Source organism: Mixta intestinalis, from assembly GCF_009914055.1.
Taxonomy (GTDB): Bacteria; Pseudomonadota; Gammaproteobacteria; order Enterobacterales; family Enterobacteriaceae; genus Mixta; species Mixta intestinalis.
This window is the reverse complement of sequence record NZ_CP028271.1, coordinates 3,151,784-3,170,312: the sequence shown is the minus strand read 5'-3', so window position 1 is coordinate 3,170,312 and position 18,529 is coordinate 3,151,784. Positions and strand designations below refer to the sequence as shown.

16 protein-coding genes and 1 tRNA gene are annotated in these 18,529 nt (G+C 52.7%); 9 read left to right on the top strand and 8 right to left on the bottom strand.

Features of this window, described 5'->3' with window-relative positions; translation table 11 throughout:
* The first annotated feature begins 43 nt into the window (after positions 1–43).
* The 5 genes from C7M51_RS14690 to C7M51_RS14670 all read left to right on the top strand — a co-directional run bounded on the left by C7M51_RS14690 (position 44) and on the right by C7M51_RS14670 (position 6,138).
* Entirely contained in the window at positions 44–979 is a 936-nt protein-coding gene (locus C7M51_RS14690; RefSeq protein ID WP_141177971.1) for a DUF1281 domain-containing protein, read from the top strand.
* A 105-nt stretch (positions 980–1,084) separates the two neighbouring features.
* A complete protein-coding gene (locus C7M51_RS14685; protein WP_141177970.1) occupies positions 1,085–1,765 on the top strand; it encodes an N-6 DNA methylase in 681 nt (226 codons plus the stop codon).
* Between the two features lie 171 nt (positions 1,766–1,936).
* Positions 1,937–3,430 carry a UvrD-helicase domain-containing protein gene (locus tag C7M51_RS14680; RefSeq protein WP_141177969.1) on the top strand — a complete coding sequence of 498 codons (1,494 nt, stop codon included), beginning with the start codon at positions 1,937–1,939 and terminating at the stop codon, positions 3,428–3,430.
* 66 nt (positions 3,431–3,496) lie between these two features.
* Positions 3,497–5,059 carry a TraI domain-containing protein gene (locus C7M51_RS14675; RefSeq protein WP_141177968.1) on the top strand — a complete coding sequence of 521 codons (1,563 nt, stop codon included), beginning with the start codon at positions 3,497–3,499 and terminating at the stop codon, positions 5,057–5,059.
* A gap of 59 nt (positions 5,060–5,118) precedes the next feature.
* Entirely contained in the window at positions 5,119–6,138 is a 1,020-nt protein-coding gene (locus C7M51_RS14670) for a tyrosine-type recombinase/integrase (protein WP_141177967.1), read from the top strand.
* A gap of 213 nt (positions 6,139–6,351) precedes the next feature.
* On the opposite strand, the gene C7M51_RS14665 is transcribed toward C7M51_RS14670, so the two are convergent.
* The 6 genes from C7M51_RS14665 to aspA form a co-directional block, all read right to left on the bottom strand.
* Positions 6,352–6,427, bottom strand: a tRNA-Phe gene (locus C7M51_RS14665).
* A 109-nt stretch (positions 6,428–6,536) separates the two neighbouring features.
* A complete protein-coding gene (dicD, locus tag C7M51_RS14660) occupies positions 6,537–7,115 on the bottom strand; it encodes a division control transcriptional repressor DicD (protein ID WP_160623664.1) in 579 nt (192 codons plus the stop codon).
* A gap of 75 nt (positions 7,116–7,190) precedes the next feature.
* On the bottom strand, positions 7,191–8,906 hold the full coding sequence (locus tag C7M51_RS14655; RefSeq protein WP_160622464.1) for a protein-disulfide reductase DsbD: 1,716 nt from the start codon (positions 8,904–8,906) through the stop codon (positions 7,191–7,193).
* A complete protein-coding gene (cutA, locus tag C7M51_RS14650; protein WP_160622463.1) occupies positions 8,882–9,205 on the bottom strand; it encodes a divalent cation tolerance protein CutA in 324 nt (107 codons plus the stop codon). The genes C7M51_RS14655 and cutA overlap by 25 nt, the downstream gene beginning before the upstream one ends.
* Before the next feature lie 95 nt (positions 9,206–9,300).
* Positions 9,301–10,602 carry an anaerobic C4-dicarboxylate transporter gene (locus C7M51_RS14645; protein WP_160622462.1) on the bottom strand — a complete coding sequence of 434 codons (1,302 nt, stop codon included), beginning with the start codon at positions 10,600–10,602 and terminating at the stop codon, positions 9,301–9,303.
* Between the two features lie 115 nt (positions 10,603–10,717).
* Positions 10,718–12,154 (bottom strand): aspartate ammonia-lyase, encoded by a 1,437-nt coding sequence (gene aspA, locus C7M51_RS14640; RefSeq protein WP_160622461.1) that lies wholly within the window; start codon positions 12,152–12,154, stop codon positions 10,718–10,720.
* Positions 12,155–12,549: 395 nt separating this feature from the next.
* Between aspA and C7M51_RS14635 the strand changes: the two genes are divergently transcribed.
* From C7M51_RS14635 to C7M51_RS14620, 4 genes are all read left to right on the top strand, one after another.
* Positions 12,550–13,011, top strand: coding sequence for an FxsA family protein (locus C7M51_RS14635; RefSeq protein WP_160622460.1), 462 nt, complete (start codon positions 12,550–12,552; stop codon positions 13,009–13,011).
* A 219-nt stretch (positions 13,012–13,230) separates the two neighbouring features.
* The gene (locus C7M51_RS14630; protein WP_160622459.1) at positions 13,231–13,524 is read left to right on the top strand and encodes a co-chaperone GroES; all 294 of its coding nucleotides are present in this window, start codon (positions 13,231–13,233) and stop codon (positions 13,522–13,524) included.
* A gap of 45 nt (positions 13,525–13,569) precedes the next feature.
* A complete protein-coding gene (groL, locus tag C7M51_RS14625; protein WP_160622458.1) occupies positions 13,570–15,216 on the top strand; it encodes a chaperonin GroEL in 1,647 nt (548 codons plus the stop codon).
* A gap of 192 nt (positions 15,217–15,408) precedes the next feature.
* Entirely contained in the window at positions 15,409–15,756 is a 348-nt protein-coding gene (locus tag C7M51_RS14620) for a DUF4156 domain-containing protein (protein WP_160622457.1), read from the top strand.
* A gap of 39 nt (positions 15,757–15,795) precedes the next feature.
* Here C7M51_RS14620 and C7M51_RS14615 read toward each other — a convergent pair whose 3' ends face one another.
* Complete coding sequence (locus C7M51_RS14615) at positions 15,796–17,856, bottom strand: fimbria/pilus outer membrane usher protein (RefSeq protein ID WP_244323735.1); 2,061 nt, start codon at positions 17,854–17,856, stop codon at positions 15,796–15,798.
* Positions 17,857–18,042: 186 nt separating this feature from the next.
* On the bottom strand, positions 18,043–18,471 hold the full coding sequence (locus C7M51_RS14610) for a DUF1090 domain-containing protein (RefSeq protein ID WP_160622455.1): 429 nt from the start codon (positions 18,469–18,471) through the stop codon (positions 18,043–18,045).
* Between the last annotated feature and the right edge of the window lie 58 nt (positions 18,472–18,529).

Here is an 18,529-nt window from a genome sequence, read left to right as displayed (position 1 = left end):
CGGGACGGTGCCCTCTTTTTTACTGAAAGAGGAGTATCAACTTATGTCTGAATGGTGCCAGAACCGTTTTGAAATTACCGGTAAATCTGTCTGTATAGATGTGTTGTTGCAGTGGATAACCGGCACAGACACGCCACGTTATCGCCACGCCATACTGCAGAGCATTCAGCTGTTTCTGGCGGGATGCGCAGGAATACTGAAGCCGGTTCGTACTGCATCGTTCCCGCCCTGTCAGGGGCTGGTTCGGCAGGGTACAGGGCAGTCCGTTCCTGAAAATCTGGCTTATGAACAATGGCTGGAACTGTTGCAGAAAGATGTGGTGCTGGAGACAGAGACAATACGCCGGGTTGATCAGCTGTATCACCAGTCCGGAGTGGGGGCGCTGAAGTGGGAAAATATTCCTCAGGCACAACGCGACATCATGGCATCGCTGATGAAAAGACAGTATGCGGACTGGTTTGGTCTGTCCAGCCTGAAAGATGAACCTGACGCTGCGGTTTGCTGGGAGCGCCTGCGGGAATATCCGGAGCGATCTCAACCCTGCGATATGCTGATGATCATTCCGACACGGCTGGCGACTGAGTTGAATGCCACCGGTGGCCTGCTGTCTGGGGTCTCTACCACAAGTAGTTTCTATAGCCGAATATACGGTATGGAATGGCCGGCCGGGCATAATGTGAACTGGCACCGCCCTGCCACGAACGGGTTAACGCTGTGTCTGGATTCGCCCTGGTATCCACCGTCAGGTGAGGTAGTAGCCGGTATCTCCAGCCTCTTTGAGTGCGAGGTGCGACACACCTACAGTGAACCGGTGAGCGGCCTCAGTGGTTATGACTGTTATGACCTTGGGGCGCATGTTGATGGTTATCAGGGGGTGCCGGCGGAAACGCAACCCATCTCACCGACACTGTATTTGGTCAGCAGTGAGCAGCCTTCGCCTGAACTAGGGGTAACTGGATATAAAGAGATCCGGGGATAACCGGTATGACCGCGCTGCAGCCTTCACCGGGCTGCAGCTTTTTACCCTAAGGGGAACACTGTTCTCCTGCCGGGATACGTGTTCCTCTTTTTATGGAGAATGCGTATGGCCAGTTTTATTGACTATGAGAAAGCGTTTATTTCACTTTTTAACCAGACAGCCCAATACCATAAACGACATCGGGTCTTTGAGGACTTTGTCAGTTGTAGCGTTATTGCACTGGAGAACCGGTTAAATTTTAACGAGGCGCGTGAAAAAAAATATCTGAATATTGTCAGTGGATACCAGAAATCGGATGTTATTCGCATGGCGGAGTTGCTGGGCCATGTGGTTAACGGGCTGCAGAATGGCTTCTGTGATTTCCTGGGAAACGTATTTATGCAGTTGGAGCTGGGCGATAAGTATCGCGGTCAGTTCTTTACCCCCTGGGATGTGGCCAGAATGATGGCGCAGCTACAGCTGGGGGATGTGAAGGCTATGTTTGATGAAAAGCCTTTCATCACTCTCAGCGAGCCTGCCTGTGGTGCCGGCTGTATGGCGTTGGCTTTTGCCGATGTTCTTAATCAGGCAGGCTATGCGTCACACCGCTATCTGTGGGTTTCAGCGACGGATATCGATCCGCTGGCAGCCGGCATGGCTTATATCCAGCTGTCATTATGTGGCGTGGCCGGGGAGGTCGTGATCGGCAACTCGCTGTTTGGCGAGCGGCGGCGTGTTTTACTGACGCCGGGACACTATCTGGGAAACTGGTCTTCCAGACTGCCAAAGCATTATTCGGTAGCGTAACTAACTTCCGCCCCTTTATCCTGAGGGGCTTTTTTATTATGTCCGGTCTTTATTTTTGAAGACGATGAATCTGCCTGTATTTATTTTTAATATGTGAGTTTGACTTTTCCCTCGAAATTATTCGTCGTTTTTTCCATTTTGTATGCCCTGATTATCTGTCTGGAGGCATATATGTCCTGGAGTACAACCCGTGAACAGGATGCGATCATTCACTGGAAAGGAAGCCGTCTTGTTGTTAATGCGTTTGCAGGCACCGGCAAAACGTCCACACTGGTCCGGTTTGCGCTGACGAACCCGGATAGCCGGATGCTGTATCTGGCCTATAACCGGGCTATTCGCGACGAGGCGGAGCAGAAATTTCCATTCAATGTTGAATGTAAAACCTCTCATCAGCTGGCCTGGTCCCGTTTTGGCCGGCATTTCCGTCACCGGCTGGTCGCAAATCTGCGGATTACAGATGCGGCCAAGATGCTGAATACCCGGCACTGGCCACTTGTCCGCCAGGCGATTGCGGCCCTTAATGCCTTTCTCTGCAGCGCAGAGTCAGAGCCTGGAGTGATGCATCTGCTGTCGGAAGATGACCGTAACGGCCTTTCCGGCCTTTCGGCCGATAAAATTCTGGGCGCAACGCAAATACTCTGGCATCAGATGAGCAGTACCGATTCAACATTTCCGGTCACTCATGATGTCTATCTGAAACTGTTTCAGTTGTCCAACCCGGATCTTGCCCGCCGCTGGGATACCATCCTTTTCGATGAGGCGCAGGATGCCAACCCAGTGACCAGCGCGTTTGTACTCAGCCAGCCATGTCGGGTCATCCTTGTGGGCGATCGCTATCAGCAAATTTATCGATTTCGGGGAGCAGATAACGCTCTTAGTGCACCACTGCTGGAGAGCGCAGACCGGCTGTGGCTGACAAATAGTTTCAGGTTCGGACCAGAAGTGGCCCGTATGGCGAATATTCTGTTGACCCGGGCCGGGGAAACCATGCAGGTAACGGGAAGCGGTGGTGAGGATCAAGTGACTGAACGGCTGCCTGCCGATGTCCCCCATTTTACAGTACTCAGCAGGACGGTTGCTGGCGTGATTGGCGCAGCGTTGGTAGCCAGTCTGCATAATAAAAAGGTTTTCTGGGTCGGAGGGATTGCAGGCTACAAAACGGAAGAGCTGGAAGATCTCTACTGGTTTTCTGTTGATATGCCGGAGCGTATGCAGTCACCAAATCGTTTGACTCGGGATTATCGGGATTTTGAGGAGTATTGTTCGATTGCCAAAGCCACTCGGGATGCGGAAATGAACCAGGCCATCCGGCTGCTGGATGAGTTTTTCCCGTTGCCGGAAAAGCTGGCCATCATGCGCGGCCAGGCAGTGACGGATAAGGCGGCTGCTCAGGTGACGGTATCCACTGCACATCGCAGTAAGGGGCTGGAATGGGACGTTGTTGTACTGAACGAGGACTTCAGCGATATCACCGATCCGTTGCTTTCCACCGAAGAGCGTCAGGACGAAACAAATCTGTTGTATGTCGCCACTACACGGGCCCGGCGGGTTCTGGTACTGAATGAACTGATGACAGTGCTCAGGGATAATGAGGCCCGGGAGGATGAGGCTGCAACTGAAGGGGCTGGGGAAAGCGGGCAAAAAAAAATCTCTCATGAGGTGTAACTGGTTTTTCGTGGAAAGACCGGAGGGGCAGGATAACACTCCTCTGGTTTTTTATAAGGAGAAGTCATGTTCGCAAAATTCAAAACGTTTTTATCCCGCGCCGGGGATACTGTTGTACCTTCTCCCGTTCGTGTTGCAGCGCCGGTCGGATATTTTTTACCGGAAAAAGCGGTGACTCTGCTCAATACTCCCCGGCGCAGGGAGTGTCTGAAGAAAATCCAGGAAAGTTCGTCGCTGCCAGCGGATGTGTGGCAGCAGCTTTACCTGGCGCCTGTTAACACCCTGCTTGAGCGGGTGCAAAATGTACCCGCTACAGAAGAGGGAATATGGGCCGGCGCTGGCGGATTTGGTGATTTAACGCTGCAGTTTACGTCATATGCCGTCAGGCTGGCCAAAGGATACATGTTCCCGCCAGGCGCTGCGCCAGAGGAGCAGGCCGCGCAGGGCGTGGCATGGCAGGCGGTGATTTTCTGGGAGGCTCTGTTCTGGCATCTGCCGTTGCTGGCAGATATTGAGGGGGAACTGGAGAGTGGCGTGACCTGGTGTCCGGGAATTTCCGTACCGGACAGGGCTTACCGGTTCCGGTTTGCTAAAGTGCCTTCAGACAACTATGCACAGGCTTTGTCTTCACTGATTGCCAGCCAGCTGCTTCCTGCCGGTGCAGCGCCCTGGATTTGTTGTCTTCCCGGAGGGATGGAAAACCTGTCAGTGGCACTCTGGAATAAACAGACCGTTATGCCCGTTATCGGGGAAATATTGCAACGGGCTGCCGGACTGGCTAAATCTCCTGGTATATTTGCGGTTAATAAAGGCGGTGATTTGGTATCTGTTTCGGACTTGTCGCCAGGAACAGATATTTCACTCGTGTCTGAAAAAGATGAAACTGTGATTTTACCAGAATTATCTTATGAATCGGATAAATCTATTTGCTCAGGATGTGACAGTGCAGAAATGTCTCCTGATATACTTCCGTCAGCTTTTAATCTGGCTTCAGATGATAATTTTACCGATGTTGTTGATCAGCAGAAAGAAGCGTTTAGTGATAATGGGGATGACTCTGAAGAAACGGAAACACTCCTTGCCCTCTTCGGAGATATATTACCCTCTGCTTCGGATGAAAAGAATGATGAAACTGAAATAATGACTGATATGGAAGTTAACTCCGGGGTTAATCAGTGTGAGCAGTATGTTGATTTCGTGGAGGTAAAAAATAATGAAATACTAAATAACCGTCACTCTGATGAGCCTGCCGAAAAAACGCTTTCTCCGGGTGAGGAATTTATATCGTGGCTTACAAATGGACTTGTTGAAGAAAAAATCAGCATCAATAAGAATGATTCCCGCATTCATATTGTTGCCGGTTTCGCTTTTCTCTGCGTACCGGGTGTCTTCTGGCTCTTTCTCCGTGAAACGGGGAAAGATTACAGCAGGGAGATTCTTCAGGCATCGTTCGAAAAACTACGGCTGCATCGTGTCCGGCGGGGAGAACGCTTCACGAAGGCACGCCTTTATGGAACGGAAGAACGAACCGGGAAATACCAGCGAATTAATGGCTACCTTGTCAAAGTGGTACATATCTTTAAAGGCGTCACGCCCCCGGAAAGCGGTCTGCTATTTTTCCCGAACTGAGGACGTGAAAATAATTACCTCATTGATGAGGTATGAACTATCAGCAACAGGAGTGCAATATGAACGTGGATGCTAAGGAAAATTGGAGCTGGGATGAATTACTGGATGAGTATTTTTTCTCTAAAAATCTCAGACCGGCCACGGAGGAAAGCTACCGTAAAGTTGTGAATGTACTACGTCAGTTTTGCAGGGGAAAAACGCCTGAAGATATTACTCATAAAGATGTGTTATTGTGGAGACGTGAATTACTGAAAGAAAAACAGCGCTCAGCTCAGACATGGAATAATAAGGTCGCACATATGCGGGCTCTATATAATTTTTGGATTTCGCAGGGATATATTTCTATGGATAAAAATCCGTTTAATAATAGTACTGTTCAGCGCGAAACAAAAAAGAAAAAAACGCTTTCCCGGATACAATTAACACGAGTTTATCTGGTTATGCAGCAACTAAGTGAAGATGAGAGAAAATACTGCATTCGGTACACTTGGAACAATGCAATGTCACCAGCCTGGTACTGGCTCGTTGTACTGGATACGCTCAGATATACCGGAATGCGGCTGAACCAGCTGTTGCACGTTCGTCTGAGGGATATCAACCTGGATGAAGGATATATCAACCTGATGCTGGAAGGCAGTAAGACACATCGGGAATGGCGGGTTCCCGCTGTTAATCAACTGCGCCAGGGGCTGGCTTATCTGCTGGAACAGGCGGAAAAACGAGGAATCAAACCGTCAGAAAAGCTTTTTGATGTCAGCCGGTATGTTGAAGTTGCCGAACGCTCAAAAAATGAAAGCAGCTCCAAAAAGAGACAACAAAAGGTGCGATCTTTTTTTCGGCGCCTTTCCCGTGAATGCGGATTTACTGTTTCTCCTCACCGATTCCGCCATACGCTGGCGACGGAGCTAATGAAAGCCCCTGAACGTAATCTGCAGCTGGTGAAAGATCTGCTGGGTCACAGGAGTGTGAATACAACGATGGAATATGTCGAACTGCAGATGGATATCGTGGGCAAAACGCTGGAGCAGGAATTGTCATTACACACTGACAAAAGCACCGTACGGGAGTGTGGGTATTGACATCAGGCTGATTGACTGGAATTATTCAGGGTGATCGAGAGCAGGGAGTCTGTTTGCGGCAGACTCCCTGACTTGAGGGAACAAGTCGAATCATCAACCAGTGTACAGGTTCAGATAACACCGGAGGAGATTTCGTATGACCGGCCCCTGCATTTACCGCCCGTCAGGGCTCTCAATTCCTGACCAGCGTGCTTTGATGCAAATTTGTTAAAGTGGTGCCCGGACCCGGAATCGAACCAGGGACACGGGGATTTTCAATCCCCTGCTCTACCGACTGAGCTATCCGGGCAACGGGGCGCATTAAACCGTAAAGGCTGGCGAGCGTCAACGGCTTTCTACGAAAAAGTTGCGAAAATGCAGCCGATCGTCTGCTTTTCAAGCAGTGTGGCGGAAAAATGTTACGTTAAGGCACCATTGCGACGACAAAGCGCAATATGCAAAACGTCTTCTGCCAGCCGACGTGCAACGGCGATATCCTGCTGGTTGCGTTTCACCAGCAGTTTGCTCAGGCACCCTTCCAGGATCAGTTCCATCTGATCGGCTACCAGCGTAGGGTTGTCGGTGCCCAGCAGCGTCAACAGCTCATGGGTATATTGCCAGGAGGCGCGCTTTTGCTGTTCCGCCAGTTGATGAATCGGGTGATCGGGCTGTGGGTAAAAACTACAGGCAGCGATAAACAGACAGCCGGGAAAGCGCCCGTTGCCAACCGACTCCTCCAGAACCCTGTAACGTGCCAGCAGCTTTTCTTCGGCGCTTAGTGCCTCATCCAGCAGCAGTTGTCGACGCCAGTTATCAATTTGCTGACCGTGATAACGCAGGGCGTCATACAGCAGGGCGTCATGGTTAGGCCAAAAGCGCTGCAGTTGCGCATAAGGCATTGCTATCTCTGTCGCCAGCTCTTCCAGCGACAGGGTGCCTGCCAGGCCATTATGTTCCAGTACGTTAAGTGCGTGATCGAGTACCTGTTCACGTTGCACGTGAGACTCCTCCTGTAAGCGTTCCTCTACCGGTAAATCGGGAGTCACGTTCATTGAACCTGACTCCAGTGTCGTTTACCGCGCCAGTTTCTGCAAATGCGCGCGGAAGGCCGTGGCGTCGAGATAGCCCGTAATGCGTGAACCGGGGATCTCATGCCCCCGAACGTCGAAGAACAGAATTGTCGGCAGGCCCAGCACCTGCAAATGTTGTAACAGTTCGCTGTCCTGCGCATTATTGGCGGTAACGTCAGCCTGTAGCAGTTTTACCTGCGCCAGCTGTTGCTGAACGCCAGCATCGCTAAAGGTATATTTGCTGAACTCCTTACAGGCAACGCACCAGTCGGCGTACAGATCGAGCATGGTGATTTGACCCTGCGTGTCCTTAAGCTGCGTATTTAATTGATCGACAGTGCTGACAGCGGTGAAATTCAGGCTGGCGTGCGGCGCGGTGGCTGTTTCGTTGCCAAAGGCCCAGTCCTGTAGAGGCCGTGCGCCGGTTAACGCGGCCAGCAGCAGCAGCACCTGAATAACGCGCATCCATCCGTGCTGCGTACGCAGACTGATGATAAATGCCCAGGCGAAGAAGCTCACCGCCAGCAGGCTCCAGAGACGCAATCCCCAGATATCCCCAACGATGCGCTCCAGCAGAAATACCGGCAGCGCCAGAATTACAAAGCCAAAACCTTCCTTCACCGTCTGCATCCAGGGCCCGCTTTTGGGCAGCAGCCGATTACCAAATAGCGTAACGGCAATCAGCGGTAGCCCCATGCCGAAGGCGTAGAGCCACAGCGTACCGGCACCCGCCAGCAGGTTACCGCTTTGGGCGATATAGAGCAGAATGGCGCTGAGCGGCGCGGTAGTACAGGGCGAGCAAATCAATCCAGCCAGCGCGCCCATCAGAAATACGCCCGGCAGCGATCCGCCGCGTTGACGATTACTCCACAGTGTCAGGCGCGTTTGCAGGCTGGCGGGTAGCTGTAAGCTGAACAGGCCAAACATTGATAGCGCCAGTAATACAAACGCCAGAGAGAGGGCGATTAATACCCAGGGATGCTGTAGCGCCGCCTGAAAGCGTAATCCAGCCGCTGCGACCACTATCCCCATCAGCGTATAGGTCAGCGCCATACCCTGTACGTAAACCATCGAGAGTGCCAACAGCCGTCCCATTGAAAGCTGGCGGTTGCCACCGAGGATGATGCCCGAAATAAGCGGATACATCGGCAGTACGCAGGGGGTGAAGGCCACGCCGATGCCAATCAACAGCGCCCACAGCGGTGAGAAGGGGAGCGGGGTACTTTGCGCAGCGTCAGACACCGGGGAGGGCTTGACCGCCGGTAAAGCGGCGTTGGATGCGCTAACCGCGTTAAGCGGGATTACGCGCGTCTCCGGGGGATAACAAAAGCCCGCCGCTGCACAGCCCTGATAGCGCAGCGTCACGCTGGCGTGACTATCCGCCTGCTGGATAGTCACCGGCACCGTCAGATCCTGCGGATAGATTTCGCTTTTACCGTAGAACTCATCCTCATGCGGCTGGCCTGCCGGAAGCTGGAGCGGTGCCAGCGTTGCCTGCTGCGCCGTCAGGCTAATCTGCTGACGATAAAGATAGTAGCCGGGCTTCACCTGCCAGTGCAGCGTCAACCGGTTACCCTGCTGACTGAAATCAAAGGAAAACGCCTGATTGACCGGCACAAACTGCGAGCGCGCACCGTTATCAAACAGGCTTGCCTGCGTTGAGGCGCTGAGAAGAACGCTAAACAGCAAAAAGATTAACGAAGCGATGCGCTGAGCCATGACAGATAATCACTCTCTCCATGTTGTACCGGTAGCACCAGCAGTTCGGGCGTATCGTAAGGGTGTTCCGCCTTCAGCAAAGCGATCAGCGCCTGCTGATGGGTGACATCACTTTTAAACAGCAGCTGCACTTCGCTGGCGGTTTCACGCTGACCCTGCCAGACATAATAAGACGTTGCGCCTGGCAGTACGGTGACGCAGGCGGCCAGCCGGGCAGATAACGCTTTATCTGCCAGCTGTTCGGCGTGCTGTGCATCAGGCGCGGTGCAAAGAACAATGACGGCGGTTGAGAGTGTCATGACCTGCTCCAGTATGGAAAAGGGCCATCATAACACGATGGGCTGGACGGGCAGTAAACAGGCGTAACCCGGCAGCGCCGGGTTAGCCGGTAGGTTTACAGGACTAAATGACCGAAAAGAAAACCAAAGGCTACCGACAATACGATCGCCAGCGTGCCGGGGATTAAAAAGGAGTGATTGAAGACAAATTTACCGATGCGCGTAGAGCCGGTGTCATCCATCTCTACCGCCGCCAGCAGCGTTGGATAGGTGGGCAGCACAAACAGCGCCGAGACCGCCGCGAAAGAGGCAACGGCGGTAATCGGTGAAACGCCCAGCATCAGCGCTGCGGGCATCAATGCCTTGGTGGTCGCCGCCTGAGAATAGAGCAACGTTGAGGCGAAAAAGAGTACCAGTGCCAGCATCCACGGATAGCTGTTCAGCAGTTCGCCCGCCAGCGTCTGGATATCATTGATATGCCCTTTCACAAAGGTATCGCCCAGCCAGGCCACGCCCATGACGCAAATACAGGCGCTCATGCCCGATTTAAAGGTGCTGGCGCTGAGGATCTCGCTGGTATTCACTTTACAGCTCAGGCAGATCAGCGTGGCGATAGTCAGCATAAACACCACAATCGCTTCGTTACGTGGCAGCACCGGGTTCTGAATCAGGCCGACGTTTTCGCTGATGGCCGTTGCATAGAGCATCACCGCCAGAATGCCGATCAGGAACAGCAGCACGGCGCGCTTTGCCCCCGGTTTCTCTTCGAAAACGCTGGCACCGCGCAGCGTAACTTCACCTTTAGCCAGGCGAGCCTGGTAGATCGGATCGTCCTGCAATTCTTTGCCGAGAAAGTTAGTGATCAGTGCGGCGACAAAAATCGCAGCCATGGTAGAAGGGATGGCAACCGCCAGCAGGCCCAGGTAGCTAATGCCGCGAGGTTCAAGGATCCCGGCGAAAAACACCACGGCGGCAGAAATGGGCGAAGCGGTAATGGCAATCTGTGAGGCGATGACGGCGATCGAGAGCGGGCGCGAAGGACGAACGCCCTGTTCCTTGGCAACTTCGGCAATCACCGGCAGCGTAGAGAAGGCGGTATGTCCGGTTCCCGCCAGGATGGTCATGCTGTAGGTGACCAGCGGTGCCAGGAAGGTCACGTAGCGTGGATGCTTGCGCAGCAGCCGTTCAGCGAGGCTGACCAGATAATCCATGCCGCCCGCAACCTGCATCGCCGCGATCGCGGCGATAACCGCCATAATAATTTCAATAACGTCGAAAGGTATCGCGCCCGGCTTCATCTGACACAGCAAAGCCAGCACCAGCACCCCCAGGCCGCCCGCAAATCCAATGCCGATGCCGCCCAGCCTGGCACCTAAATAGATCGCCAGCAGGACGATAATCAGCTCTACCCCCACCATACGTTGACTCCTTAAAAATAATGCTAAAACGTAATAAATGACTTGAGTGGTACTACAAGAAAAAAGGCACGCCGTTCAGGGAACAGACGTGCCTTCAATGGCTTAATTGCTGGGATTAATTTTCGCTTTCATCAGTATAGCGCTTCGCTTTATAAGCCGGGCGCATCAGGTTAGGAACGGAAAAGATTTCATCCAGCTCAGCTTCGGTTAACAGGCCGCGTTCCAGGACAACTTCACGCACGCTTTTACCGGTTTCAGCACAAATTTTGCCGACGATGTCACCGTTGTGATGTCCGATATAGGGATTCAGATAGGTGACGATGCCGATAGAGTTAAACACGTAAGCTTCACAAATCGCTTTGTTTGCGGTAATGCCGTTAACGCATTTTTCCAGCAGGTTATAGCAGGCGTTGGTCAGAATATGAACCGACTCAAACATCGCCTGGCCGATAACCGGTTCCATAACGTTCAGCTGCAGCTGGCCCGCTTCAGAGGCCATAGTGACGGTTGTATCGTTACCGATGACTTTAAAGCAGACCTGATTGACTACTTCTGGCACCACCGGGTTAACCTTGGCGGGCATAATGGAGGAGCCCGCCTGCAATTCCGGCAGGTTGATTTCATTCAGCCCGGCGCGCGGGCCGGAAGAGAGCAGACGTAAATCGTTGCAGATTTTTGACAGCTTCACCGCCAGACGCTTCAGGGAGGAGTGCACCATAACGTAGGCGCCGCAGTCTGAGGTGGCTTCGATCAAATCTTCCGCTGGTGTGACCGGCAGGCCGCTGACTTCAGCCAGCCGCTGTACCGCCAGTTGCTGATAGCCATCCGGCGTGTTCAGACGCGTACCGATCGCCGTCGCGCCGAGGTTCACTTCCAGCAGCAGTTCAGCGGTGCGGGTAATGTTTTTAATCTCTTCTTTCAGCAGCACGTTAAAGGCGTGGAACTCCTGGCCCAGCGTCATCGGCACCGCATCCTGTAACTGGGTGCGTCCCATTTTCAGGATAGCGGCAAACTCGGCGGCTTTACGTTCAAATCCTTCGCCCAGCTGAGCGATCGCATCCAGCAGTTTTAAGATTGAGGCGTAAACCGCAATACGAAAACCGGTAGGGTAAGCATCGTTGGTAGACTGGCATTTATTGACATGATCGTTGGGATTAAGGAACTGGTATTCTCCTTTCTGATGTCCCATCAGCTCAAGGCCAATGTTAGCCAGCACTTCGTTAGTGTTCATGTTTACTGAAGTACCGGCACCGCCCTGATAAACATCAACCGGAAACTGATCCATACATTTGCCCTTGTTCAGTACCTCATCGCAGGCCTGAATAATGGCATCGGCAACGTTACGCGGAATGGTTTGCAGCTCTTTATTCGCTAATGCCGCCGCTTTTTTCACCATTACCATGCCACGAACAAACTCTGGAATGTCGCTGATTTTATGGCTACTGATACAAAAATTCTCAATCGCACGCAGAGTATGAATACCGTACCAGGCTTCTGCCGGTACTTCGCGCATGCCCAGCAGGTCTTCTTCGATACGAATGTTATTTGCCATGGGAACCTTCTTGTTAGAGCTACCGGTTACATCATTACTGGTGATGCGTTCATAGTGTTATCTAAAGCGCGCGCCGATAAATTGATGTCTATCAGCCCGACGGTACGATCATAAACATAAGCGAACGAAATGTCTGAGCGGCGATCGCGTTTCAGCACAGATAATGCGTCCTGTTATCTTTTTTGTGATGCGATCATAAACATAATCCTGCCACAGCGGAGAAAATTGACCGCGCTGGTTGAAAAATAGCGGGGCAAGCCCCATCTCTTTATCTTACCCGGTATGGCTTAGCGCAGGCAGAAGGGCATAACCTCTGTCCGTACCGTTGCATTTGATACCGAACAGCATTCTGCCGCTGCGCCCCAGGCGTGACGGCCTGACTAAAGGAGAATACGGTGCGCTGGTTACCGTTATTAATACTGTTTTTATTCGCCTGGATTGAAATTTCATTATTTATTCAGGTAGCACACGTATTAGGCGTGTTAATGACAATGTTGCTGGTGGTCTTTACCTCCTGCATCGGCGTGTCGCTGGTAAAAAATCAGGGCGTGAAAAACTTCATGCTGATGCAGCAGAAGCTGGCGCAGGGCGAGAGCCCGGCGGCGGAGATGATTAAAAGCGTATCGCTGATTATTGCCGGTTTTCTGCTGTTGCTGCCGGGCTTTTTTACCGACTTCCTCGGTCTTCTGTTACTTTTACCGCCGGTGCAGAAGCATCTGACGCTGAAGCTGATGCCACATCTGCGCGTCTGGCGCGGGCCGGGTGCAGGCCCCGACAGCGGCTATACCATGGAAGGTGAATACGAGCGCAAAGACAGCGAGCGTATCGGCCACGATGACGATCGCCACGATCGCTGATATCTCTGATTTAGGGTGAGGGTGACAACCGTCACCCTTTTTTCTTCAGGGGGTTAGCCGTATCGGTGAAATTAGCCTCAGGCTAAAAAAATTTTTTAGCCTCCCCCTTGAAAGCGGTTGTCGCTGTCCCTATCTCTTGAGCCACGAGGCCGGAAGCCCATTAAGCCCGGCGTTCATCCCAAACATGACTGATTGGACTTCTCAAAGGAGAGCTATCAAATGAAAATTCGTCCATTGCACGATCGCGTTATCGTCAAGCGTAAAGAAGTTGAATCCAAATCTGCTGGCGGCATCGTTCTGACTGGCTCCGCTGCGGGCAAATCTACGCGCGGTGAAGTGTTGGCTGTGGGCAATGGTCGCATCCTGGAAAACGGCAGCGTGAAGCCGCTGGATGTGAAAGTGGGCGACGTTGTGATTTTCAACGAAGGTTACGGCGCTAAAACCGAGAAGATCGACAACGAAGAAGTTCTGATTATCTCTGAAAGCGACATTCTGGCAATCGTTGAAGCCTGATTACGCGAAACTCCATCGAACATACGAATTTAAGGGAAATTTCAAATGGCAGCTAAAGACGTAAAATTCGGTAATGACGCTCGCGTAAAAATGCTGCGCGGCGTGAACATCCTGGCAGACGCAGTTAAAGTTACCCTGGGCCCGAAAGGTCGTAACGTGGTTCTGGATAAATCTTTCGGTGCGCCGACTATCACTAAAGATGGTGTCTCCGTTGCACGTGAAATCGAGCTGGAAGATAAGTTCGAAAACATGGGCGCGCAGATGGTGAAAGAAGTGGCCTCTAAAGCGAACGACGCTGCGGGCGACGGCACCACCACCGCTACCGTACTAGCACAGTCCATCGTTAACGAAGGTCTGAAAGCGGTTGCTGCGGGTATGAACCCGATGGACCTGAAACGCGGTATCGATAAAGCGGTTATCGCAGCGGTAGAAGAACTGAAAGCGCTGTCTGTACCATGCTCTGACTCTAAAGCTATCGCTCAGGTTGGTACCATTTCTGCTAACTCCGACGAATCCGTAGGTACCCTGATTGCTCAGGCGATGGAGAAAGTGGGCAAAGAAGGCGTTATCACCGTTGAAGAAGGCACTGGCCTGCAGGATGAACTGGACGTGGTTGAAGGTATGCAGTTCGATCGCGGCTACCTCTCTCCTTACTTCATCAACAAACCGGAAACCGGTGCAGTAGAGCTGGACAGCCCGTTCATCCTGCTGGTTGATAAAAAAGTTTCTAACATCCGCGAACTGCTGCCGGTTCTGGAAGCAGTAGCGAAAGCGAGCAAGCCGCTGCTGATCGTCGCTGAAGACGTAGAAGGCGAAGCGCTGGCTACGCTGGTAGTGAACACCATGCGCGGTATCGTGAAAGTGGCTGCGGTGAAAGCGCCGGGCTTCGGCGATCGTCGTAAAGCGATGCTGCAAGATATCGCTATCCTGACCGGCGGTACCGTAATCTCTGAAGAGATCGGTATGGAGCTGGAAAAAGCGACGCTGGAAGACCTGGGCCAGGCAAAACGCGTAGTGATCAACAAAGACACCACCACCATCATCGATGGCGTAGGTGAAGAAAACGCTATCCAGGGTCGCGTAGCGCAGATTCGTCAGCAGATTGAAGAAGCAACCTCTGATTACGACAAAGAAAAACTGCAGGAACGCGTAGCGAAACTGGCAGGCGGCGTAGCCGTTCTGAAAGTGGGCGCGGCAACTGAAGTTGAAATGAAAGAGAAAAAAGCACGCGTTGAAGATGCCCTGCACGCTACCCGTGCTGCGGTAGAAGAAGGCGTGGTTGCCGGTGGTGGTGTGGCACTGGTACGCGTTGCGGCTAAACTGGCTGAACTGACTGGTCAGAACGAAGATCAGAACGTCGGTATCAAAGTTGCGCTGCGCGCAATGGAAGCTCCGCTGCGTCAGATCGTGGCTAACGCCGGTGAAGAACCGTCTGTTGTTGCTAACATGGTGAAAGCAGGCGACGGTAACTACGGTTACAACGCGGCTACCGAAGAATACGGCAACATGATCGACTTCGGTATTCTGGATCCGACCAAAGTAACCCGCTCTGCGCTGCAGTACGCTGCGTCCGTTGCTGGCCTGATGATCACCACCGAATGCATGGTGACCGATCTGCCGAAAGACGACAAAGCTGACTTAGGTGCTGCTGGTGGTATGGGCGGCATGGGCGGTATGGGCGGCATGATGTAATCCTCCCCCAACGGCTTACGTTGTATGAAACCCCTCGCCAAAAATGGCGGGGGGTTTTTCTTTTGACGCCGAAAAAGGTATAAGTAGACGCACAGGTTTATCCTGACGTTTTGTGGCAAGGGATGTTTAAGAAAACGCTGGTTTTTCTGATACGCTCGAACCGGATACTGACCATAATAAATGGGGAATAACATGCGGATTAATGTCTTGCTGGGGCTTTCTGTGGCGGCGCTGCTGCTGACAGGGTGTAGCACGTCGAAAGATCTAAGTGCGGCCGGACAGCGCGTCACCTTTACCGATCAGCAACCGGGAGAAGCGTGTCAGTTACTGGGGGAAATTACCGGTAGCCAAAGCAACTGGCTGAGTGGAGCGGGCGGCGAAAGCAGTTCTCTGCGCGGGGCGGCAAACGATTTGCGCAACCGTGCGGCGGAGATGGGCGGCAACGTGATTTACGGTGCTACCAGCCCGACACAAAATATCTGGTCAAGCTTCGCGCCGCTCGACAGCAAAATGAGCGGCCAGGTTTATAAGTGCCCCTAAGCGCTGCGCGCCGGAACAGCCATCAGGCAATGCATGAGGCTATTCCGGCTTATCCTCTTCATCAGCATCCTCATCGTCGTCTTCATCTTCATCTTTCACTTTTTTCTTCTCGGCAGGTAAGAACATCGCTCTGACGATGGCTCCTTTCGTCGGCACGACACCGCGCTCCGTCATCGGTAGCGTTAAATCGTCAGGCAGCTGCCAGCTATCCAGCGTCAGGCGGTTCACGCGCCACGGTACCAGGGAACCCACCAGCGCTTCGCCTTTCGCATTGGTTTTCACACCAAACTGCTGATAGTTACCGATGCCTGGCGTATTCGGTACCACGATCAGCGCCATGGTGTCGCTGATTTCTTGTCCCAGCGTAATGCCGTTACGGTGAGCCAGCACCGATCCGCGAACGTCGATACGTCGTTCGCGCGTGCCGCCTTCGCGATAAGCGCTGATGGTGGCTTCACCGGCGTTATATTGATAGCCCAGCGAGGCGTTATATTGATTGTCGGCGTGAGGAGTATGCAGCGCCGAGAGATCGTAACGCAGGCTGTAATCCGAGAGTGCCGAGCCGCTCAGACCGATCTCCTCGCTGGGGTCAGAGTGGCTGGCGAGGTTATGGCTGTAACTCAGGCTGGGCGAGCCGCCGCCGGGAATATCGGGCAGTGCCAGGCTGAGCGTGATGCCCAGCGTGGTTTCGCTGCGGCTGCTCTGCTCTCGAGAGCGTCCCAGCCATACGCTGATATCCCAGTCGCCCACGTTTGCCTGATAGCTCAGGGAAATATAGCGGCGATGACCAGAGGTATTGCGCCAGTTTTGCTGTGTGTAGTGCAGGCTCAGGCTCTGTTCTTCGTTCAGATAGTGGTTGATCCAATATTCCTGGGTCAGCAGACGATTTTTAGTTTCATCAAAAAGCCAGTCGTAGTCTGCGGAAGGCTGCGTAATTTTCTCCTCCAGCGCGCGAAATTGCTGTCCGGCGGGGTAATAGCGTAGCAGGGCGCTAAAGTTGGTTCCGCTGTTAAAAAACGTTCTGGCGTAGCGCAGACGCCAGACGCTACCGCGATAATCTTCCGCATATGAGGTATAGCGCGACCAGGTGGAATCCACAGAAAACGAACCCAGCGAATTCAGATGTAAACCTGCGCCCGCAAGATAGCTGTCATATTGATCGGCGTGCTGGGTACCGGTATAGAGCGTGAGGGTTGGGGTAATGCCGCGTGCGAGGGTAGCCTGCAAAAAGGTAGGTTTAGCGAGATCGCTACCGCGCCACGGGCGATAGCGCCCGGCTACCAGCTCATAGCTGTAGTTGCCTTCATGCACCAGCGCGGGCATCGCCGACCAGGGCAGATAGCGGCTTGATTCGCTGCCGTCGCTCTCTTTAACCGTCAGTTGCAGCGTGCCGTTATTATCCGGTGGATAAAAATCGCGGATTACGAAGGGGCCGGGCGGCACGTGTATACGATAAACCGTCATCCCGTTCTGGCTGATGGTTACTTCGGCATGACTTCTGGCGTAGCCGTTAATCCAGGGCGAGAAAGGCCGCCAGCTATCGGGAAACATCGCCTCATCCGTAACCAGCGTGATGCCGCGAAATGGCACGGCGTCAAACAGCGTATCTGTCGTTTCGCTGTCTCCGGCCAGCAGCTGCGATCGCCAGCTGTTTATGCTGCGGTAAAGATTGGCCTGGCGGCTGTATACGCCATGTTTGCCTTCGGTATCGCGCCAGACGGTATTCTGATAGCGCAGACGCCACGGGCCATAGTTAATACCGTTATCGAATTCCAGGTTATAGCTGTCGCCTGTTTCGGCGTAGGGGCTGTCGCTCTGATAATTAGCGTAGCTGGCACGATAGCTGGTAAAAAAGGCATTAATGCCTTCATCCCAGCGGCTGGTATTGACGCCGTTTTGCCGGGCGTTAATAAATTTATCAGGGATAAGAATAGTGAGCAGCCCCGCATCGGGCCGATACCAGGATTGAATGCGCAGCCGTTCGAAGCTCGCCTGAGACAGGCAGCCTTGTGCGCTCCAGCTATCTTCCGGTAGCTGTCTTAACTTTACGCCCCATTCTTCCAGCAAATCCCGTTGCAGGCAGGGTTCCTCGCCGTCCATTTCAAGGAATATTTGGCCTTTGTAATTATTATTTACGATGACCCAGAGCTGTTGGCCGGCATTGGCTGAATGGCAGTAAGCAAAAATTATTATTAAAAAAGTCAGTGACCAAAATTTCATTAGTGGCAGAAAGCTAAGCCATAAAAAACGGAAGCGAGAACGCTTCCGTTTGCTTCAGGGGAATAATTATTTTTGCAGGGAAGCCAGGTCAGCACGCGCCTGGTTCAGTTTCTGCTGGATTTCCTGCAGATCTGCCTGTTTTTCGCTCAGCTTACGCTGGTATTTAGCGATTTTGTCTTTTTTGCCGCGGGCCTGGGCTTCACGCAGGTCAGCCTGCACTTCACGGATGTCGCCTTGTTTTTCAGCCAGTTTCTTTTCCAGCTTGGCAACTTCTTTCTGTGCTTTAGCAATCACGCTTGAGCTGGTGCAATGTGCTTTAACTTCAGCCAGCGCGTGTTTCAGGCTGTTCACTTTCATGGTGTTACCGTAGTGCTGCGCGATGCTGATTTCTTTTTCCAGCGCTGCACGTTTGGTGGCGCAATCTTCAACGCCTGCATGAGCCATGTTAAATACGCCAGCCATCATTACCGCAGCAAGAACTGTTAACTTTTTCATCGTAACTCCTTATACGAAAACCATTTATTTAAACGCTTGCGGACTTATCCGTAAGTGG

What these genes read in the sequence shown, in the direction of transcription:
- C7M51_RS14610 (WP_160622455.1), bottom strand. Translation starts at nt 18,471, where the DNA reads ATGAAAAAGTTAACAGTTCTTGCTGCGGTAATGATGGCTGGCGTATTT.
- aspA (WP_160622461.1), bottom strand. Translation starts at nt 12,154, where the DNA reads ATGGCAAATAACATTCGTATCGAAGAAGACCTGCTGGGCATGCGCGAA.
- groL (WP_160622458.1), top strand. Translation starts at nt 13,570, where the DNA reads ATGGCAGCTAAAGACGTAAAATTCGGTAATGACGCTCGCGTAAAAATG.
- C7M51_RS14670 (WP_141177967.1), top strand. Translation starts at nt 5,119, where the DNA reads ATGAACGTGGATGCTAAGGAAAATTGGAGCTGGGATGAATTACTGGAT.
- C7M51_RS14685 (WP_141177970.1), top strand. Translation starts at nt 1,085, where the DNA reads ATGGCCAGTTTTATTGACTATGAGAAAGCGTTTATTTCACTTTTTAAC.
- C7M51_RS14680 (WP_141177969.1), top strand. Translation starts at nt 1,937, where the DNA reads ATGTCCTGGAGTACAACCCGTGAACAGGATGCGATCATTCACTGGAAA.
- cutA (WP_160622463.1), bottom strand. Translation starts at nt 9,205, where the DNA reads ATGACACTCTCAACCGCCGTCATTGTTCTTTGCACCGCGCCTGATGCA.
- C7M51_RS14655 (WP_160622464.1), bottom strand. Translation starts at nt 8,906, where the DNA reads ATGGCTCAGCGCATCGCTTCGTTAATCTTTTTGCTGTTTAGCGTTCTT.
- C7M51_RS14620 (WP_160622457.1), top strand. Translation starts at nt 15,409, where the DNA reads ATGCGGATTAATGTCTTGCTGGGGCTTTCTGTGGCGGCGCTGCTGCTG.
- C7M51_RS14615 (WP_244323735.1), bottom strand. Translation starts at nt 17,856, where the DNA reads ATGGACGGCGAGGAACCCTGCCTGCAACGGGATTTGCTGGAAGAATGG.
- C7M51_RS14690 (WP_141177971.1), top strand. Translation starts at nt 44, where the DNA reads ATGTCTGAATGGTGCCAGAACCGTTTTGAAATTACCGGTAAATCTGTC.
- C7M51_RS14630 (WP_160622459.1), top strand. Translation starts at nt 13,231, where the DNA reads ATGAAAATTCGTCCATTGCACGATCGCGTTATCGTCAAGCGTAAAGAA.
- C7M51_RS14645 (WP_160622462.1), bottom strand. Translation starts at nt 10,602, where the DNA reads ATGGTGGGGGTAGAGCTGATTATCGTCCTGCTGGCGATCTATTTAGGT.
- C7M51_RS14675 (WP_141177968.1), top strand. Translation starts at nt 3,497, where the DNA reads ATGTTCGCAAAATTCAAAACGTTTTTATCCCGCGCCGGGGATACTGTT.